Here is a 19318-nt window from a genome sequence, read left to right on the forward strand (position 1 = left end):
TTAATGGATAATTGGATATTACATATTGAAACCTCGACAAAAAACTGTTCTGTTGCTTTAAGCCTTAATGGTAAACTTATTAAAATAATTGAAAAAAGTAGTGAGAATTATTCTCATGGTGAACAGTTACATCCATTTATAAAAAAACTGATAGACGACTCTCAAATCAATTTGCAAAAACTAGCCGCTATTTCTGTAAGTAAAGGTCCAGGATCTTATACGGGACTTCGAATCGGAGTGTCAGCAGCTAAGGGTCTTTGCTATTCATTAAATAAACCTTTAATTTCTGTCAACAGCCTTTCAATTCTTGCTCAAGAAATAGAAGCTCCAAAAGGAACTTTTTTAGCTCCTATGATAGATGCCAGACGAATGGAGGTTTATACTCAAATTCTGGATAATCAACACAAAGTTATCAAAGAGACTTGGGCAGAAGTTTTAACAGAAAACAGTTTTAAAGATTATCTGTCAAAAAACAACATACTTGCCTTTGGATTTGGTTCACAAAAGACCAACGGTTTAATTAAAAGTCCAAAGTTTAAAACCCTTGATAATCCTGTTGAACCGTCAGCTAAAAATATGGTTAAACTATCATATAAAAAGTTCATGAATCTAGACTTTGAAGATGTTGCTTACTTTGAGCCATATTATTTAAAAGAATTTTATACAACTAAAGTTTAGCAAATTCAACCTGCTGAATTACCTCATCAATCGTTTTGACAGGAAGGTTACATTTTAACTCTTCACAAACGTAAAGTAAAGTTTCATTTTTTTTAAAACGCCCTTCAAATAATGGAAGATTGCTAGGAGATTCAGTGGCTGAAATACGACAATTAGGTAAATAATATTTATGAAGTTTTTTTGATATTTCAAAAGCTTTATTTCCAATTATTGCAACTTGATATTGAGGAATTTTATTTAGTGCAATTAGTTGCAGCCATAGAGAATAATTCCCTGGCGAAGCACTAACTTTATTTTTCATATTTTTTAGCATTCTCAGATAGATAGATTTTAAATCATTTCGATTCAAATGCTGAGAGATGAAATTTAAATTCTCTGCCATAATAGCATTACTTGAAGGAATTACATTATCCTCATCTTCTTTTTTTCTTGACCACAATGATTTATTTTCTTTTGAGGTAAAATAAAAAAAGTGAAGATCAGAGTCATAGAAATTTAAAAGACAATGGTCGACTAGTTTATTTGCAATTTGAATGTAAATCTCATTATGAATAGTTTCGAATGCCATAATTAGCAACGAAATTACAGAGGCATAATCTTCTAGGACACCATAAATTTTTCTATTATTTTTAGGATAAATTCTCAAAATTTTATTATTATTCAATAAAAAATTAGATAAAATAAAATCTAAATTCTTTACCGCAGCGTCCTTAGAGTCTTTCCATCCAAAAGATTGGTATGCGCTCAACAAACCCTTTGATATTATTGCGTTCCAGCTACATATTATTTTTTTATCTTTAAAAGGTTTTGATCTTTTTTCTCGATTATTATAAAGTAGACTCCTCCATTTATCTATTTTTAAAATAAACTCTTTTAAATTTAAATTATTTTCAATAGCAAACTTTTCTTCTGTTGTAGTTCTAAATAAAACTAACTTTTCTTCCTCTGCCCAATAGCTTGAATTATTAGCATTTAAAAACGCATTAAATAACAAGTAATCATTTCCTAAAATATTCTTTAGGATCTTTGGATCCCATGCATAAAAAGCTCCTTCTTTAAGAGAGGATTTTTCACAAATACTGTCTGCATCTAAAGCGCTGTAAAAGGAGCCATCTGTATGTTTCAATTCACTTAAAACAAATTTCAACACCAATTTAGCAGTTCTTTTAAAAAGAGGTGAGCTATTGTTTTTAAAGGCTTCTGAATAAACTTGTAATAGTTGTCCATTATCATATCCCATTTTTTCAAAATGAGGAATGTGCCATCTATTATCTGTCGAATACCTTGAAAATCCACCACCAACAAAATCAAAAACTCCACCTAAAGTGATTTTTTCAAGAGTGTTTAACCAGTACTTTTTTAAATTAAAATTATCTTTATAGCTGTATGATAAAAATTGCCAACACCTTAATTGAACAGGCATCATAAACTTTATACTTCCTTTGAATCCGCCATATTTATAATCTAAATCACCTTTAATTGTATTTAGTATTTTAATAATATTAATTTGAACTTCTTTTTCTTCATCTTTTTGTTCTCGAATAATCCTTCGAATATTAACTCCATAATCAATAGCTGCATCTGGTTTTTTATTGTATAATTCAATTATGTCTTTGAGTATTGTCTTCCAATTTATAAGATTGACATATGTTGCTCCCCATATAGGGGTTCCATCAGGAAGCGCAACTATATTAAGAGGCCAACCTCCTTGACCACTAATTATTTGAATTGCTTCCATATATAATTGATCAACTTCTGGTCTCTCTTCCCTATCTATTTTAATACAAATAAAGTTTTGATTCATATACTCCGCAGCTTCTTTATCTTCAAAAACTTCTTTTTCCATAACATGACACCAATGACATGTAGAGTAGCCAATACTTATAATTAGAAGTTTACTTTGTTTTTTAGTCTTACTGAGTAAATTGTCTTCCCAAGAAATCCAATTAACTGGATTAAGAGCGTGTTGAAGTAAATAGGGACTAGTTTCTGAAATTAAAGAATTTGCTTGCTTTTTTGGTTTCACTATCCATTAATTGCAGTTACATTTTCTACTAAACCTGGCATCATTTCCTTTAGCATGTTTTCAATACCATTTTTAAGAGTAAGCGTAGATGATGGACAGCCACTGCACGCTCCTTGAAGAATTACATTTACGCTTTGACTTTCAGGAATATAAGAATCAAAAACAATACTTCCTCCATCAGAAGCAACAGCAGGTTGAATGTATTCATCTAGAATAGAAATGATTTTCTTATCAATATCTGTGAGATTAGTATTTTCAACTTCTGATTTTGAATTGTCAATTTTAATTAAATTGAATAACACCTTTTTTTGTTCGAGTCCTTTGACTATTAACCCCCTTATTTCTTGGATAATCGGATCCCATTCTGTTAAATCAAACTTTGTTATTGAAATATAATTTTCTGAAACAAAAACTTCTTTTACATATGGTAGATTAAATAATTCAATGGCTAAAGAAGCTCCTTTGGCATCTTCAATATTTTTATACTCAACATTAGTCTCAACTAATTTTTTATTAGCTACAAATTTCATTACAGATGGATTTGGAGTGCTTTCTGCATAAATACTTATTGGAACTTTCTTTTCAGTAAAATCAGACTTTAGAACAACTTCACCTGAGTTTAAATAATTTTTAATTTGATCATTTACCTCTTCTATTACTTCTTCCCATTCTAATATATTAAAACGCTCTATCAAAATTGATTGATTATTAAGGGTAACAGATTTTACAAAAGGTAAATAAAATAGTTTTTGAACTAGAGGTGAGTCTTGTGCATCATCTATATTATTAAATTTTTTTGAATATGGAACACCTAAAGGTTTGTCAATCTGAAAATGAGCTATTGGATTTCCTAACTCGCTTTTTGCATTAATATTGAAAGATTCCATTATTTTTTTTTACAAAAATACTACATCAGTTTGATATTATTTAATTTAGTGCTAATCAAATTTTTTATTATGCTTATAAAAAGTGTTAGAGGTTTTACTCCCATATTTGGAGAAGGATGTTATTTTGCTGAAAACTCAACTATTATTGGAGATTTAATAATAGGCGATAATTGTTCTGTATGGTTCCAAGCAGTCATACGTGCAGACGTTAATTCAATAAGGATAGGTAATAGAGTTAATATTCAGGATGGAGCCGTAATCCACGCTACATTTGAAAAAGCATCAACAAGTTTAGGCAATGATATTTCTATTGGGCATAATGCAATAGTTCATGGATGTACTATTGAAAGCAGTGTGCTGGTTGGAATGGGAAGTATTATAATGGATGACTGTGTAATCGGAAGTAATAGCATAATAGCAGCAGGCTGTGTTTTAGCAAAAGGAACAATTGTTCCTACAAATTCTGTTTATGCTGGTATTCCAGGAAAAAAAATCAAATCTGTTAACCCAGCTTTAAAAAGAGAAGAAATAGACCGAATAGCCAAAAATTATATTACTTATTCTTCTTGGTTTAAATAAAAAAACCCATCGGTTAGGATGGGTTTTTTATTTTCAAATAAATTTTTAGAACCCTAGCTCTTTTTTAACATCTGCCAGTAGATCTTTTCCTTTAGCCATTATAACAAAACCTCCTGGAGTTGAATCTAAAACATAATCAAAGCCTTGAGCAGCAGCAACTTTTTCAATTGCAGAGCGAGCCTTTTCAATTAATGGAGACATCATGTCTTTTTGTTTCTTTTGCAAATCCTGAGCTGCAGTTTGTTCAAATTTTTGAATATTCTGCTGCATTGACTGTAATTCTTCAGCTCTAGCTTGATTAGTTATTTCAGTTTGATTTGCAGCATCTGCAGAATATGTTTGCTGTTTAACTTGCAACTCTTTAATAGTATTTTGAATATCAGTAGTGTAAGTTTTCTGAAGTTTTTCTAATTCTTTTTGAGCCGCAATTACTTCAGGCATATCTGTAATCAATTTTTGAACATCCACATGAGCAACTTTTGATTGAGAATTAGCAACTTGAAAAGGAGCTACTAATAAAAAGGCAAAAGTAAAAAGTTGAATTAATTTTTTCATTATAATTTATTATTTCAGGTTATTAATTTTTATTTTTTAAAGCGTTTAATTTTTGATTTCGCGCCTTTATTTTTTCTTTAATTTGTATTCTTTTTAAGACCAGGTCGCTAATATCGTAATTTTTTGCTGAATATAGCATAACAATATTCGAAGATCGATCAAAAATAAAGTCATATTTCTTTTCCTTAGCTATTTGTTGAACAATAACTAGTACTTGGTCTTGAATCGGAGTTATTAATTTTTTTCTTTGTTTTATTCTGTCACCATTGGGACCAAATCTCTTTTCTTGAAGAGCAATGATCTCGTTTGCATAATCATTGATTTCTATTTCCCTATCAGCTATTAATTCGGATGTTAATAAAACACGTTCGGTATTAAGTTGATTTTGAAATTGTGATAGCTGAATTTTTTTTAGTTCTATTTCTTTTTTCCACTGAACAATTCTATCGTCTAGAATCTTAGTTGATTTTTTATATTCAGTTATGTTATTAAGAATAATATTCATATCGATATAACCGATTCTTACTCCTCTTTGGGCATTTATAAAGCTATTTGAAAAAATAATTATTAGAATAAATAATTTTTTAAAAAAAACAATAAAATTAATTTTTGAAACCATGATATTGATTATTACGTTATTATAACGTGAATAAATATATTTTATTCTTTATATATTAATTAGTCTAGAAGTTTTGTCCAATTATGAAATGAGTTTCCCATCCATTAGGAGTAGGATCTCCTGGTGTTGTGCTGTCAAATCCATGTGCAAAGTCAATTCCAAGTAGGCCAAATGCAGGCATAAAAATTCTAACACCTAATCCAGCTGATCTTTTTGATTCAAAAGGATTAAATTGTCTAAAATTATCATATCCATTTCCCGATTCAAAAAATGTAAGAGCAAAAATTGATGCCGCAGGCTTAAGAGTTATTGGGTATCTAAGTTCTATGGTAAATTTATTATATAAAAGCGATCCGTCTCTTGAAGATAAAGATTGGTTAGGATATCCTCTTAAAGCTATAGTTTCTCTCCCGTCCATGGCATAATTATTAGCCATTCCATCTCCTCCAAGATAAAAACGCTCAAAAGGTATGTTGCCACGATCAGTATTATACGCCCCTATAAAACCAAAATCTGTTTGTGTTTTTAAGACAAGTTTATCGATAATTGTCGTATACCAGGTTCCACTAAATTTTATTTTATAATATTCAAGCCACATAAATTTTGCTTGATCAATTTTTTGAGTATCAGGATCTCCATTCGCAAGTTGAAAATTAGGATTTTCTTCCATATTAGAAAAGTCTTCTCCGGTAATTAATGAATATGGAAGAGTAAATTTACCAGTTAAAGAAAAAGTAGATCCGCCTATTGGAAAAATAGGATTAACATAAGTATTGTTTCTAGACAGCCCAATCGTATAGTTTAAATTATTTGCTTTTCCATCTCCAAAGGTGAATAATCCAGTGTAATAATTTTTAAGATTAAAGTATTGGTATTGAATGGCTTGAGATAAAGTGAAATAATCGTCAGGAACTCTAAGTCTTTTAGCTAGCCCAAGACTAGCACCACTAATTTGCATGAATTGAGATTTATCGGCTCTTCCCGTAAAATAATCATACCTATATTGAACAGTATGAGATAGTGAAGTTGATAATTGAAAGGGTTGTCTACCTCCTAACCAGGGCTCTGCAAAGCTAAAGCTGTAAGTGCTGTAAAATTGACTTGCTTGAAGTCTTAGGCTTAGTGTTTGTCCATCTCCCATTGGAAGTGGCTTGTATGCCTTTTTATTTTTTAAATTTTGTACTGAAAAATTATTAAATGAAAACCCTAAAGTTCCTATAAAACCACCTCCACCATATCCACCCTGAAGCTCTATTTGACTTGCTCCAGATTCTACTAATCCATATTCTATATCAACTGTTCCTTGATTTGGATCAACATTTTTAAAATTTGGACTTATTTGTTCTGCATCAAAAAAACCAAGTTGTCCAAGCTCTCTAACGGTTCTAACAACTTTATCTTTACTATAAAGTTCACCGGGTTTGGTTCTAAGTTCACGATAAATAACCCTGTCATTAGTTTTGGTATTCCCTATGACAGAAATTTTATTAAACTGAGCCAATTTTCCTTCATTTATTCTTATTTCATAATTAATAGTATCATTTATAGCACTTACCTCAACTGCATTTATAGAAGAAAAAAGGTATCCATTATTCTGATAAAGGTTTGTTAAGTCATTGCCATCTGGTTTTTCATCATCAGCAATTTGTTTTTTAAGAAGAACGCCATTGTAGGGATCTCCTTTTTTTATACCAAGAACTTGCTGAAGTTGATAATTGTTATATGCACTGTTTCCAAGGTATTTAATATCACCAAAATAATATCTGTTACCTTCTTCAATATCAATATTTATACTTAAAGTGTTGTCTTTGTTTTTGATAATACTATCAGAAATAATCCTAGCATTTCTATACCCCTTTTCCTTAAAAAAATCAATTAAGTTTTCTTTATCCTCAATAAAATCTTCACTTATATATTTTGACTTTTTCCAAAAACGACCAGGAAATTTGGTCTTGGTGTTTTTAAATTTCGTTTTTAATTTGAAATCTTTAAAAACCTCATTTCCCTTAAATTCAATAGATTTAATTTTAATTCTATCTCCCCTGTCTACATTTATAACCATTTTCAGGCTATTATTTCCAATTGTGTCAGGAATTGTATTCAAGGTGACTTTAGTATTTAAAAAACCTTCTTTTTTATATTTATTAATAATATAGTTTCGAGTATTTATTAAAAAACTTTCAGATAGTTTTTTTCCTTCAGTTAATTCGGTATCTGCTATAAGTGTTTCTGATTTAGATTTACGTAAACCAATAATTTTGACTTCGGTTAGAGTTGGAAGCTCTTTTACCTCTATTCCAATCGTAGCTCGATTCCCTGAAATATTAGAAACATAAAAGTTGATGTCACTAAAAAGCTCTAATTTCCATAATTTGTTAATAGTGCTGCTTATTTCTTCTCCTGGGATTTGGACTAGTTGACCTTTTCTAAGTCCACTATAGGATATAACAGTTTTCTCATTAAATGTTTTAAGTCCAGAAACAATAACGGAGTCAATAATATATTTTTTTCCTTTGCTGAATTCCCCCACTTGAGAATGAACTTTAGATGCAATACTTAAAGTGATTAGGAGAGATAAAAATATTGTGTGGTTAAAATGTATTTTAAACATTGATTTGTTCACTTGTTTTTCCAAACCTTCTTTCTCGGTTTTGATAGTTTAACAACGCTTTTTGCAGGTCTTTTTTTCCAAAATCAGGCCAATAAACCTTTGTGAAATACAATTCTGCATAAGCTATTTGCCATAATAAAAAATTACTAACTCTTTGTTCACCACTAGTTCTAATTAGCAAGTCAACGTCTGGCAAATTTCGGGTGTAAAGATGCTTATTTATAATGGATTGGTCAACATTTTCTAATGAAATTGTATTATTTTTAACTTCTGAAGCAATTTTTTTTACAACATATTCTATTTCTTCTCTTGCGCCATAGTTTAAAGCAATGGTTAAAACCATTTTCTTATTATTTTTAGTTTTTCCTGAAACTCTTTTAACTTCATTTTGGACAGCCTTAGGAAGAGCACTTAAATCACCAATAGTGTTTAGACGAATATTATTTTTGATAAGTTTATCAAATTCGCTTTTCAAGTACTTAACTAAAAGCTTCATCAGCGTTCCAATTTCATCTTTGGGGCGACTCCAGTTATCTGTTGAAAAGGCATAAAGTGTTAAATATGGGATATTAAGGTTTAAAGTTTCTTCAACTATTTCTTGCACCGACTCAACACCTATATTATGACCTAAAACACGGTCTAACCCCTTTTTAGCCGCCCACCTCCCATTACCATCCATAATTATAGCGATGTGTTTTGGAAGATTATCTTTATCTAAATTATTATTCATCATTCTTTACAATAACAAGGTAGATCACCAAAGGTAAAAGAAATTGTTAGTCCACTGAAAATATACCAATCATTATTATTGCTATTTCCAAATGAATAATAATTCACACCGATATTCTCTTTAGGAGAGCTTCCATCTAAATTATCAGTTAAAGCGTATCTCGCTCCAATTTCTAATCCAAGGACCCAATATGGACTTGGATTAGTTTTTATGCCAAAGATAATAGGAATTGATATACTTTCTCCTTTTCCATATTCTATTGGTTTTGCAATTGGAATAGCAGAAAAGTCATAATAAAACTCATTGAATTTAATATAGCTAGCTCCAAGATATAAATATGGGCTATAGTTAGTTTGACTATCATGTAAATTAAAATCAACAAAATTGAACTCTATCCCAAGACTTCCTTCACTTAAATTGTTTTCAAAAGAGTAGGCTCTTCTAAATCTATTCATATCACTAGTTCTATAGTCTGAAGACTTTAAGGAGGAGTTAATAGCACTAAATCGAATTGAATACCTTGTAGTTAGGTTCCATTTATAAATTATCCCAATTGCAGAATTTGATGGCATTAAATAATAATTAGATCCAACATCACCTATATAATTACTTGTACCTAAAAACAAACCCATTTCATGGTATTGAGCTCTTAAATTTAAAGAGCTAATCATCAATAAAAAAATAAAAATTAAATTTTTCATTATACTAAAGCACTGTGTGCTTTGTGTAACTAAAAAAAATGACTTTTATTGTCTATTTCGTTTATCTAGCCCCCAAAAAAGCTTATCTCTAAGAGTCATAAAGAAATCATTTCCCTCTAATTGAATTGTTTTAATGAAAAATGGAGCTTTAGAAATGGAAATAGAACTGCTGTTCTGTATTGTAAACCTTCTGTTGTCTAATGAAATTAGATGTTTTTTTGATCTTCCCGTAACATGAATTCCAATATTAGATTTATCAGGAACTATAAGAGGGCGCATTCCAATGTTATGCGGAGCTATTGGGTTTAACACAAATGCATTTGCTTCTGGACTTATTATAGGCCCTCCACTACTAAGTGAATAGCCAGTAGAGCCTGTTGAAGTAGAGATTATTAGACCATCAGACCAATATGTAGTTAAAAGCTTTTGATCAATAGTTGTTTTAATTGATAGCATTGAAGTACTGTTTTTTCTGTTAATAGTAACTTCATTTAAGGCATACGGAAAGAATACAATATCAGATATTTCAGGAGATGTTTTAAGCTCAAGAAGTGTTCTTTTAATTAGCGTGTATTTTTTCATAAAAAACATATCTAATCCTTTAATTAAACTTTCCTTATTGACACTTGTAAGAAAACCAAGTTGACCCGTATTAATTCCTAAAATAGGAACTTTAGTGTCTTTCACTATTGGTATAGCCCTTAGTAAAGTTCCATCTCCACCTATCGTAAATAAAACATCAACTTTATTTATATCTAAGGGTTTCTTGTTTTTATTAAGAGCAAGAGATTTAAAAAAGTCTACATCAATGAAAATCTCATGATTATGCTTGTCTAAGTATTCAATAACAGCAATTTCATGCTCAGTTAGTGAATTTGATTTTGACGAAATTCTAAAAATTCCAACTTTCATTTAAAAATATTATTATTACAATATTACAAAACTTTAGTTGGTGCTGATATTGATTATGATTGTTTAATTAAATAAAATCAAATTGCTTATTTGTTTTAATTTTGAATCAGTAATTTTGAAAAAAAACATGACTCAACTCAGCGTAAATATTAATAAAATTGCAACTATACGTAACGCTAGAGGAGGAAACACTCCAAATATTCTAGATTTTGCTAGAGATATAGAATCTTATGGAGCTCATGGAATTACAGTTCATCCTAGACCTGATGAGCGTCATATAACTTATTCTGATGTTTACGATTTGTCTCAAGTAGTTAAAACTGAATTTAATATTGAAGGAAACCCAAATAAGAGTTTTATTAATATGGTTTTAGATGTAAAACCAACCCAGGTTACATTAGTTCCTGACGATGATGATGCTATAACTTCAAATAGAGGGTGGGATACTAAAAACAATCTTGATTTTTTAATGGATATTATTTCAGAATTTAAAATTAATGGAATTAGGACTTCAGTTTTTGTTGATCCCTTAATTGAAATGGTTGAATATGCAAAAATAACAGGAGCTGATAGAGTTGAGTTGTTTACTGAAAATTACGCATTAGGATTTTTAAAGGATAAATACAATGCTATATCATCATATGTTTCTGCTTCAAAAACAGCAAGTGATTTAAATCTAGGCTTAAATGCTGGGCATGATTTAAACTTCCAAAACTTAAAATTTTTTAATCAAAGTATACCTGGGTTACTTGAGGTGTCTATCGGACATGCGTTGATTTCGGAATCATTATATCATGGTTTAGAAAAAACAATAAAAATGTATATTGATCAACTAAATAAATGACAAAACTGTATTCTAACATCTTGGGTGTAGGTGAAAATCATTTGATTATATTACATGGTTTTCTTGGCATGAGTGATAATTGGAAGAGTCAGGGAAATATTTTTGCAAAAAATGGGTTTAAAGTTCATTTATTAGATCAGAGAAATCACGGTAGAAGTTTTTGGGAAAAAGAATTTAACTATGAAATTTTGGCTGATGATCTTCTTTCATATATGAAAGAAGAAAACATCACTAATTCAATTTTAATAGGTCATTCAATGGGCGGGAAGACAGCCATGGAGTTTAGTTTCAAATATCCTGGAAGGCTAAGTAAATTAATTATTGTTGATGTCTCCCCAAAAAAATATGTTTCAAGTCATGATAAAATATTAGCCGGGCTAGCATCGTTTGATTTTAAAATCATTAAAACAAGAAAAGAAGCAGATGTCCACTTATCTGTATATGTTCCTGAAATACAAGTAAGACAATTTTTATTAAAAAACTTATATTGGATAACTCCTAAAAAATTAGGTTTAAGATTGAATATTTCAGTTTTGAAAAATTCATCAGAGGAAATTAGTAGAGAAATAAACTCTACTAAGGTATTTAACAAACCTGTTCTTTTTTTGAAAGGTGAAAACTCAGATTATATCTTAAAAAAAGATTTTAAATTAATAAATAAATATTTTTCCAAAGCACAAGTTAAGACAGTTCAAAATGCTGGACATTGGCTCCATGTAGAAAACCAAAAAGATTTTATAAATACAATAAATACGTTTTTGTTTAGTTAAAATTTAACAAAATGTTATAATTTTACATTGATCTTTAGAATATTTTTTAAAAAATATGATGCAAAACTATAATATACGTGAGGCTGAGTTTAATGATTCTAGTCCCATTCTCAAATTAATTAAAGAACTAGCTGAATATGAAAATGAACCAAATGCGGTCAATCTTTTAGTTGAAGATATTCAAAAAGATGGTTTTGGAGTTAAACCTAAATTCAAATGTTTTGTTGCCGAGATAGATAATTGTATTATTGGAATGGCGCTATACTATCCAAGATATTCAACTTGGGATGGACAAACACTTCATCTTGAGGACTTGATTGTTAGTCGAAATCATAGAGGTAAAGGAGTTGGAAAACGACTATACATAGCATTTATTAATGAGGCTTTAAAAGCGGGGTTCAAAAGGGTTGAATGGAATGTATTGGATTGGAATGAAGTTGCTATTAAGTTTTATGAAAGTACGGGAGCTGAAATTTTAAAAGACTGGAGAACAGTTCAGATGCCGATAAAAGGAATGATTAAATTTATCCGTTCAAATAACAAAAATTGAAAATATTTAAGTTTGGAGGAGCCTCCGTTAAGAATGCAGACGGGGTTCGAAATTTACTCAAAGTGTTAAAAACTGTTGACTACAATAATACAGTAATTATTGTTTCTGCTATGGGAAAGACTACTAATTCATTTGAGAAAGTGGTAGATTCATATTTAAAAAAAAATGAATACTTAAGTGATTATTTATTTGAAATAGAAAATTTTCATCAAATAATAGTAAGCAACTTATTTGATTCAGAATCATCAAGAATCAGTTCTTTAATTAAAAATATTTTTAAAGAATTAAAAATATTTTTATCTACCAATAAATCACAAGAGTATAGTTTTGTCTATGATCAGATAGTTTGTTATGGAGAAATCTTATCTACTACAATTATTCATAATTTTCTTATTTCAAGCCAAATTAATAATTTTTGGTTGGACGCAAGGAAATACATAAAAACAGATAGTTATTATAGAGACTCTAACTTAAACTGGGATTTAACTATTCAAAAAATAAAGTCAGAGATTAAAAGCGGAAACACATATATTACCCAAGGCTTTATTGCTAGTGATCATAACAACTTCACTACGACTTTGGGAAGAGAAGGTTCTGATTACTCTGCTTCTATTTTTGCATATGCTCTAAATGCATCTGAAGTAACTATATGGAAGGATGTTGCAGGAGTGTTAAATGCTGATCCAAGATATTTTTCAGAGACAACCTTATTGGAACATATTTCGTACAGAGAAGCCATTGAATTAGCTTTTTATGGAGCATCAGTCATCCATCCAAAAACTCTTCAGCCCTTGCAACGTAGAGAAATACCACTTTATGTAAAGTCATTTTTAAATCCAATGAAAAATGGTACAACGATAAAAAAAGGAAGCCCCTTATTTCCTTCAATACCTTGTTTTATTTTAAAACAAAATCAAATTCTTTTGAGATTATCTTCATTGGACTTTTCATTTATTATTGAAGATAATATTAGTGATGTTTTTAAGCTATTACATTTATATCAAATGAGGGTAGGGTTGATTCAAAATTCTGCTATTAGTTTTTCTGTTTGTATTAACAACAAGTATGGTCGTTTAAATGAATTAGTGAGTCATCTTAAAAATAGATTTAAAGTAGAGGTTGATAATAACGTAAGCTTATATACCATTAGGCATTTTGATCAAAAAGCAATTGAAAAGATTAAAAATAATGGAAAAAATATTTTATTAGAGCAAAGAGCTCAAAACACAATTCAATTTATAACTGATTGATTTTATCTAAAATAACTTTTGAAAGTTTTTTATAACTCTCAACTGTCCATCCTGCAACATGTGGGCTTAGAATAACATTTTCACTATTAATCAAATATTCAATTGATTTAGGAATACTTTTATCTTTAAAAATAGAATTAAATGAACTAGACTCATACTCTAAAACATCTAATCCTGCTCCAAGTATTTTACCGCTTTTTAAACCATTAACCAAATCTTCAGTAACAACTGCGCTTCCTCTCGAAGTGTTTATTAGCCAAAAAGGGTTTTTCATTTCTGAAATAAAATTTAAATTAATCATTCCTAACGTAAGTAAAGTCTGAGGAACATGTAGGCTAAGAACTTGGGCTTCATTTTTAATTCTTAAAACATCAACTTGCTCAGCATTTTGATCTGCAATATTTTTTTTAATATCATAGAAAATAACTTTAGCATTAAACCCTTTTAATTTTTTCGCTAAGCTTTTTCCCATATTTCCATAACCAATTATTCCAATAATTTTATTTTCTATTTCATAGCCTCTTGAAATCTCTCTATCCCAAATACCATTTTGTATATTTTTGTGAGATAAGATTGTTTTATTCATTAAACATAAAATCATTCCAATAACATGTTCACCAACAGCAGCTCTGTTACCTTCTGGAGCAGATAAAATTTTTATTCCACTTTTTTTAGCAAAATCAACATCAATATTTTCAAGTCCTGACCCAACACGTCCAATTATCTTAAGGTTTTTAGCAGCAGTTATAAATTCTTTATCTATGGGGAATCTACTCCTAATTATTAGTGCATCAAAATCATGAATAATTTTTAAAATTTCTGATTTTGATTCTAAATATAATTCAATATTTTCATGACCTGAAAATTTTAGTCCATCGATTAAAAGAGAGTGATTTTTATCTACATGTAGTATTTTCATGTTAAAAACCTAAAATGATTTTTGCTATGTAAAAAAATAAAAATATCCCAAAAATATCATTAGATGTAGTTATAAATGGACCAGTTGCTATTGCGGGATCAATCCCTTTTTTATTTAGCACAATAGGAGTGAAAGTTCCTATCAGAGCAGCAACTATAATAACACTCATCATAGATAGTGCTATTGTAAGACTTAATTTTAAATCCTGATTTATGATTTGACCAAATATTATTAAAAGAATAGATAAAACAAAACCGTTAATTAGGCTTAATCCTATTTCTTTAATAAGTCTTGAAAGTAAAGACCCCTTTAAATTATTATTTGCCAAACCCTGAACTATTATTGCTGATGATTGAACACCAACATTTCCAGCCATTGCAGCTATAAGGGGAGTGTAAAAAAATAGACTTCGTAAATCAGGCCTTACCATTATAACTTCAAATTTCTGCAATATAAAAACACTTCCAAGACCACCCATAAGACCAAGAAAAAGCCATGGAAGGCGAGCTCTTGAAAGTTCAAAAATTGTATCATCGGCCTCTACATCTGATGCAATACCTGCAGCTAATTGATAATCTTTTTCAGCTTCTTCTTTTATTAAATCTAAAATATCATCAATTGTAATTCGTCCAACTAGTTCTCTTTTTTTGTTTATAACAGGAATAGCTTCTAGATCGTATTTTGACATAATCTTAGCAACTTCTTCTCCATCTTGATCAACTGTAACAAAATCAACTTTTGGAATATAAATATCTTTCACTTTATCTTGAGAGTTAGCAGTTAAAAGGTCTTTTAGAGATAATCGACCTTTAAGTCGATTACTGCTATCTACTACATAGACTGAATGAATTCTGGTTATTTCTTCTGCTTGACTTTTAATAGTATTTAAGCATTTCAATACACTCAGATTTTCTTGAACTTTAACCAATTCTTTTGCCATTAAACCACCTGCAGAATTTTCATCATAGGTCAAAAGCTCTCTAATATCATCAATATGAGAAGAGTCGGTAATTTCTGACATTACTTTTTCTTGTCTCTCTTCAGGAAGTTCAGCTATAATATCAGCAGCATCATCAGTATCTAGTATTTCAACTTCTTCAGCAATTTCTTTTGCTGAAAGATTTTCTAAAACAGCCTCTCTTTGATATTCATCTAGTTCTGGAAGAATATCTGCAGTTTTTTCACTGTCTAGAAGTTTAATTAAATAAGTTCCTTGATCAGGGTTAAGTTCATTAACTAATTCAGCAATATCTGCATAATGAATATCTTTCAGCTTTATCCTAAGCTTTATATTGCTTTCTTCAGCTATTAGTATTTTAATAGCTGTAATAAAATCTTTATGAATTTGAAAGTTTGACATTTTCAATCATTTTAGTAAGCTTGACAAATGCCTCACAATTGAGGGATTCTGGTCTTAGATCAAATATACTATCTTCTGTAATATTTTTTGGCAGACTTAGTGTTTTTAAACTATTTCTGAGTGTTTTTCTTCTTTGCTGAAAGCTTGTTTTTATAATTTTAAATAATAATTTTTCATTACAATTAAGATAAAAATTTTCTTTTCTTCGCATTTGAATCACTCCAGATTCTACTTTTGGTTTAGGGTTAAAAACCTGTGGTGACACTGAAAACAGATAGGTTGTAATAAAAAAAAGTTGACACAAAACAGAAAGTATTCCATATTTCTTTGAGCCAGATGGTTCGCATATTCTTTGAGCAACTTCTTTTTGAAACATCCCTGAAAAAAAAGGAATTAATTTGCGATTTTCAATTATTTTGAAAACAATTTGTGAAGATATGTTATATGGGAAATTACCAATTACAGCAAAAGGTTTGTTAAAAATATTCTTAAGGTCTAATTTTAGAAAGTCTTCTTCAATAATTTTATCTTTTAATTCAATAAAATTATCATTTAAATATTGAACTGATTCCGAGTCTATTTCTACAACATAAGGAGTTGTTTTATGAAGTATGAATCTTGTTAAAACTCCCATTCCTGGGCCTATTTCTAATACTTTATCATAATTCTCAAACTTTAAAGTTTCTGAAATTTTTTTTGCAATATTTAAATCAATTAAAAAATGCTGACCAAGTTTCTTCTTTGGGTTTACGTTTTTCATTTATGCTCACTTATTACTTCAAGTTTGGTGTTAAATGAAAGCACTCTCTCTCCAAATTTTTCAATTATTTTATTTTTTAAAATATCAGCTTTATTTTTAATGTAGCTTTTAAGTAGGGCTTCAGAGGATAACAAGTATTGAGTTGCATAAGTAGGATTGTCCTCTTGATCATCAAAATCAATTTTTAATAGCTTTACTTCAGTAAAGTACTTAGTATTCAACATCTCTGGAATATGTTTTTCTTGCATCCAATTTATCCATTCAACCTCAATACTTCTATCTAAACGAGATGTCACGTTATAATAAATCATAATTCAATAATATCAAAACCTGTATAGGGAACAAGAGCTTTAGGGATTACAATACCTTTTTCAGTTTGAAAATTTTCCAGTAATCCAGCGACAACTCTTGGAAGAGCTAATGCACTTCCATTAAGAGTGAAAACAGGACGTTTGTTCCCTTTTTTGGTTTTATATCTAAGCTTCAGTCTCTCGGATTGATAATTATTAAAAATAGACACAGAACTGATTTCCAACCATCTTTTTTGAGCAGCTGAATAAATTTCAAAGTCATAAGTTAGGGCTGAAGTAAAACCTAAATCACCCCCACAAAGTTTTAAAATTCGGTATGGTAATTCTAATTCAGAAAGTATGTTTTTTATATGTTCAACCATTTCGTTTAAAGCAGATATAGCTTTTTCAGGAGTCTCCAAACGAACAATTTCTACTTTATCAAACTGGTGTAAACGATTCAACCCTCTTACGTGGGCTCCATAACTTCCCGCCTCTCTTCTAAAACATGGAGTATAACCTGTTAGGCATATAGGTAGCTCACTTTCGTTTAATAAAACATTTCTATATAGATTGGTTAGTGGAACTTCCGCCGTTGGAATTAAATAAAGATCATCTTCTTGTGAATGGTACATTTGTCCTTCTTTGTCAGGTAATTGACCAGTACCAAATCCTGACTCTGCGTTTACAAGGTGTGGAACTTGAAATTCATTATAACCTGCAGAAGTGTTTTTATCAAGAAAATAATTAATTAACCCACGTTGAAGTCGAGCACCTTTATTTTTATAAACTGGAAATCCAGCTCCAGAGATTTTACTTCCAAGATCAAAATCAATGATATCATATTTTTTTGCTAGTTCCCAGTGAGGAAGTGCTTTGTCAGATAATTCAGTTAAATCAGCACTTCTAAAAACTTCTTCATTATCTTTTTCTGAACTACCATGAGGAACACTTTCATGAGGAGTATTTGGGATTTGTGTTCTGAGTTCAATTATTTTTTCTTCAATTGTATTCAAATTATCTTGAATAACTTTTGAAGAAGATTTAAGTTCAGAAGATTCTGTCTTTAAGTTACTTGCTTTTTCATGTTCTCCTTTTTTATATAATACTCCAATGTCTTTAGCTAAAACATTAGCTTTAGCTAATTTGCTTTCAAGTTCAGATTGATTATTTCTTCTTAAAGAATCAAGTTTAATTATTTCATCTATTATGTTTTTAGCATCATAATTTCTTTTCTTTTGAGCTTCAATAATTAGATCTCTATTGTCTCGGATGTATGAAAGTGCTAACATGTTTTATTGTTTAAATACAAAAATAATGGAATTGTTAATTAGTTTTTTCTAATTCATAACAGAATTTTCTATCAAGTTTTAGTTGAGACTTCAATGACTCCAATGAATCAAATTTTTTTTCATCTCTAATTTTAGCATGAAAACTTATTTTAATAGCTTCATCATATATATTTTGATTAAAATTAAAGAAGTGAATTTCAATAGTTTTTTTCTTAACTGATAAAGAAGGTCTGACCCCAAAATTTAACATTCCAAAGTGCTTTTGACTTAACCAAATCATCGAAACCCAGTAAACTCCTGTTTTTGGCAATATCTTATATTTTGGTATAACTTTAATGTTAGCAGTTGGAAATCCTATTTTGCTCCCTAATCCCTGATCATGAACAACAACTCCCTCAAGGATGTAATCTCTTCCTAAATATTCACTTACTCTTTTTATGTCTCCCTCAGATAAAGCTTTTCTAATTTTCGTTGAGCTTACAGAAATAGCATCAATATCTTGAGCAGGAATAACTTCAACATCAAAACCATAAGTTTGACCAAATGATATTAAGTCAGAAACTGATGCGGTCCTGTTTTTGCCAAAACGATGATCATATCCTATAAACAACTTGGATACATTTAGAGAATTAACTAAAATATCTCTCGTAAATTTTTTGGCGCTTAAATTTGAAAACTCTAAAGTAAATGGATGTATAATTAAAATATCAACTCCTAATAGTCTGAATAGATTTTCTTTTTCTTTCATACTATCAATTAGTAATAGACTTTTTTCATCCTGAATTACACTTCTGGGATGTGGAAAAAAAGTTAAAACAACAGCATGAGCATTTTCAGAATGAGCATTATTAACCAGTCTTTTTATTATGGCCTGGTGCCCAACATGAACTCCATCAAAAGTCCCTATAGTCAGAAAAGATTCTTTTAAACTTTTATAATTTTCTATGCTTTTATAAACCTTCATTAAAAAAATGTATATTACACA

General features: G+C 29.7%; 20 protein-coding genes. 6 read left to right on the plus strand and 14 right to left on the minus strand.

What is annotated here, in order from left to right; genetic code table 11:
* Positions 1-3: 3 nt before the first annotated feature.
* Entirely contained in the window at positions 4-678 is a 675-nt protein-coding gene (gene tsaB, locus AC34EU_RS02590) for a tRNA (adenosine(37)-N6)-threonylcarbamoyltransferase complex dimerization subunit type 1 TsaB (RefSeq protein ID WP_487533493.1), read from the plus strand.
* On the opposite strand, the gene AC34EU_RS02595 is transcribed toward tsaB, so the two are convergent.
* Complete coding sequence (locus AC34EU_RS02595) at positions 668-2704, minus strand: thioredoxin domain-containing protein (RefSeq protein ID WP_487533494.1); 2037 nt, start codon at positions 2702-2704, stop codon at positions 668-670. The genes tsaB and AC34EU_RS02595 overlap by 11 nt on opposite strands.
* The gene (locus AC34EU_RS02600; RefSeq protein WP_487533496.1) at positions 2704-3591 is read right to left on the minus strand and encodes a NifU family protein; all 888 of its coding nucleotides are present in this window, start codon (positions 3589-3591) and stop codon (positions 2704-2706) included. Before AC34EU_RS02600 ends, AC34EU_RS02595 begins: the two co-directional genes overlap by 1 nt.
* A 69-nt stretch (positions 3592-3660) precedes the next feature.
* Here AC34EU_RS02600 and AC34EU_RS02605 point away from each other — a divergent pair, with 69 nt between their 5' ends.
* The gene (locus tag AC34EU_RS02605; protein ID WP_487533498.1) at positions 3661-4170 is read left to right on the plus strand and encodes a gamma carbonic anhydrase family protein; all 510 of its coding nucleotides are present in this window, start codon (positions 3661-3663) and stop codon (positions 4168-4170) included.
* 45 nt (positions 4171-4215) lie between these two features.
* Here AC34EU_RS02605 and AC34EU_RS02610 read toward each other — a convergent pair whose 3' ends face one another.
* From AC34EU_RS02610 to AC34EU_RS02635, 6 genes are all read right to left on the minus strand, one after another.
* On the minus strand, positions 4216-4725 hold the full coding sequence (locus AC34EU_RS02610; RefSeq protein ID WP_487533499.1) for an OmpH/Skp family outer membrane protein: 510 nt from the start codon (positions 4723-4725) through the stop codon (positions 4216-4218).
* A gap of 22 nt (positions 4726-4747) precedes the next feature.
* On the minus strand, positions 4748-5344 hold the full coding sequence (locus tag AC34EU_RS02615) for an OmpH/Skp family outer membrane protein (RefSeq protein WP_487533500.1): 597 nt from the start codon (positions 5342-5344) through the stop codon (positions 4748-4750).
* Positions 5345-5408: 64 nt separating this feature from the next.
* Positions 5409-7955 (minus strand): BamA/OMP85 family outer membrane protein, encoded by a 2547-nt coding sequence (locus tag AC34EU_RS02620; RefSeq protein ID WP_487533501.1) that lies wholly within the window; start codon positions 7953-7955, stop codon positions 5409-5411.
* A complete protein-coding gene (gene uppS, locus AC34EU_RS02625) occupies positions 7948-8688 on the minus strand; it encodes an undecaprenyl pyrophosphate synthase (RefSeq protein WP_487533503.1) in 741 nt (246 codons plus the stop codon). Before uppS ends, AC34EU_RS02620 begins: the two co-directional genes overlap by 8 nt.
* Positions 8685-9386: a type IX secretion system protein PorG gene (porG, locus tag AC34EU_RS02630; protein WP_487533504.1), complete on the minus strand. Its 702-nt coding sequence runs from the start codon at positions 9384-9386 to the stop codon at positions 8685-8687. The genes uppS and porG overlap by 4 nt, the downstream gene beginning before the upstream one ends.
* 45 nt (positions 9387-9431) lie before the next feature.
* Positions 9432-10298 carry an NAD kinase gene (locus tag AC34EU_RS02635; protein WP_487533505.1) on the minus strand — a complete coding sequence of 289 codons (867 nt, stop codon included), beginning with the start codon at positions 10296-10298 and terminating at the stop codon, positions 9432-9434.
* Between the two features lie 127 nt (positions 10299-10425).
* Here AC34EU_RS02635 and AC34EU_RS02640 point away from each other — a divergent pair, with 127 nt between their 5' ends.
* From AC34EU_RS02640 to AC34EU_RS02655, 4 genes are read left to right on the plus strand one after another with little or no spacing between them, the layout of a single operon-like run.
* Complete coding sequence (locus AC34EU_RS02640) at positions 10426-11142, plus strand: pyridoxine 5'-phosphate synthase (RefSeq protein ID WP_487533506.1); 717 nt, start codon at positions 10426-10428, stop codon at positions 11140-11142.
* Complete coding sequence (locus AC34EU_RS02645) at positions 11139-11912, plus strand: alpha/beta fold hydrolase (protein ID WP_489696027.1); 774 nt, start codon at positions 11139-11141, stop codon at positions 11910-11912. The genes AC34EU_RS02640 and AC34EU_RS02645 overlap by 4 nt, the downstream gene beginning before the upstream one ends.
* A gap of 55 nt (positions 11913-11967) precedes the next feature.
* Positions 11968-12462, plus strand: a complete 495-nt coding sequence (locus tag AC34EU_RS02650; protein ID WP_487533508.1) for an N-acetyltransferase family protein — start codon at positions 11968-11970, stop codon at positions 12460-12462.
* Positions 12459-13712, plus strand: coding sequence for an aspartate kinase (locus tag AC34EU_RS02655; RefSeq protein ID WP_487533509.1), 1254 nt, complete (start codon positions 12459-12461; stop codon positions 13710-13712). The genes AC34EU_RS02650 and AC34EU_RS02655 overlap by 4 nt, the downstream gene beginning before the upstream one ends.
* Here AC34EU_RS02655 and AC34EU_RS02660 read toward each other — a convergent pair.
* From AC34EU_RS02660 to AC34EU_RS02685, 6 genes are read right to left on the minus strand one after another with little or no spacing between them, the layout of a single operon-like run.
* A complete protein-coding gene (locus AC34EU_RS02660; RefSeq protein WP_487533510.1) occupies positions 13699-14631 on the minus strand; it encodes an NAD(P)-dependent oxidoreductase in 933 nt (310 codons plus the stop codon). The two genes, AC34EU_RS02655 and AC34EU_RS02660, sit on opposite strands and share 14 nt — an antisense overlap.
* Position 14632: 1 nt before the next feature.
* A complete protein-coding gene (mgtE, locus tag AC34EU_RS02665) occupies positions 14633-15991 on the minus strand; it encodes a magnesium transporter (RefSeq protein WP_487533511.1) in 1359 nt (452 codons plus the stop codon).
* Complete coding sequence (rsmA, locus tag AC34EU_RS02670) at positions 15969-16751, minus strand: 16S rRNA (adenine(1518)-N(6)/adenine(1519)-N(6))-dimethyltransferase RsmA (RefSeq protein WP_487533512.1); 783 nt, start codon at positions 16749-16751, stop codon at positions 15969-15971. Before rsmA ends, mgtE begins: the two co-directional genes overlap by 23 nt.
* A complete protein-coding gene (locus AC34EU_RS02675) occupies positions 16748-17062 on the minus strand; it encodes a DUF4286 family protein (RefSeq protein ID WP_487533513.1) in 315 nt (104 codons plus the stop codon). The genes rsmA and AC34EU_RS02675 overlap by 4 nt, the downstream gene beginning before the upstream one ends.
* Positions 17059-18333, minus strand: a complete 1275-nt coding sequence (serS, locus tag AC34EU_RS02680) for a serine--tRNA ligase (RefSeq protein WP_487533514.1) — start codon at positions 18331-18333, stop codon at positions 17059-17061. The genes AC34EU_RS02675 and serS overlap by 4 nt, the downstream gene beginning before the upstream one ends.
* A gap of 34 nt (positions 18334-18367) precedes the next feature.
* Entirely contained in the window at positions 18368-19297 is a 930-nt protein-coding gene (locus tag AC34EU_RS02685) for a bifunctional riboflavin kinase/FAD synthetase (protein WP_487533515.1), read from the minus strand.
* Positions 19298-19318: the final 21 nt, after the last annotated feature.

This window comes from Candidatus Marivariicella framensis, from assembly GCF_982709265.1.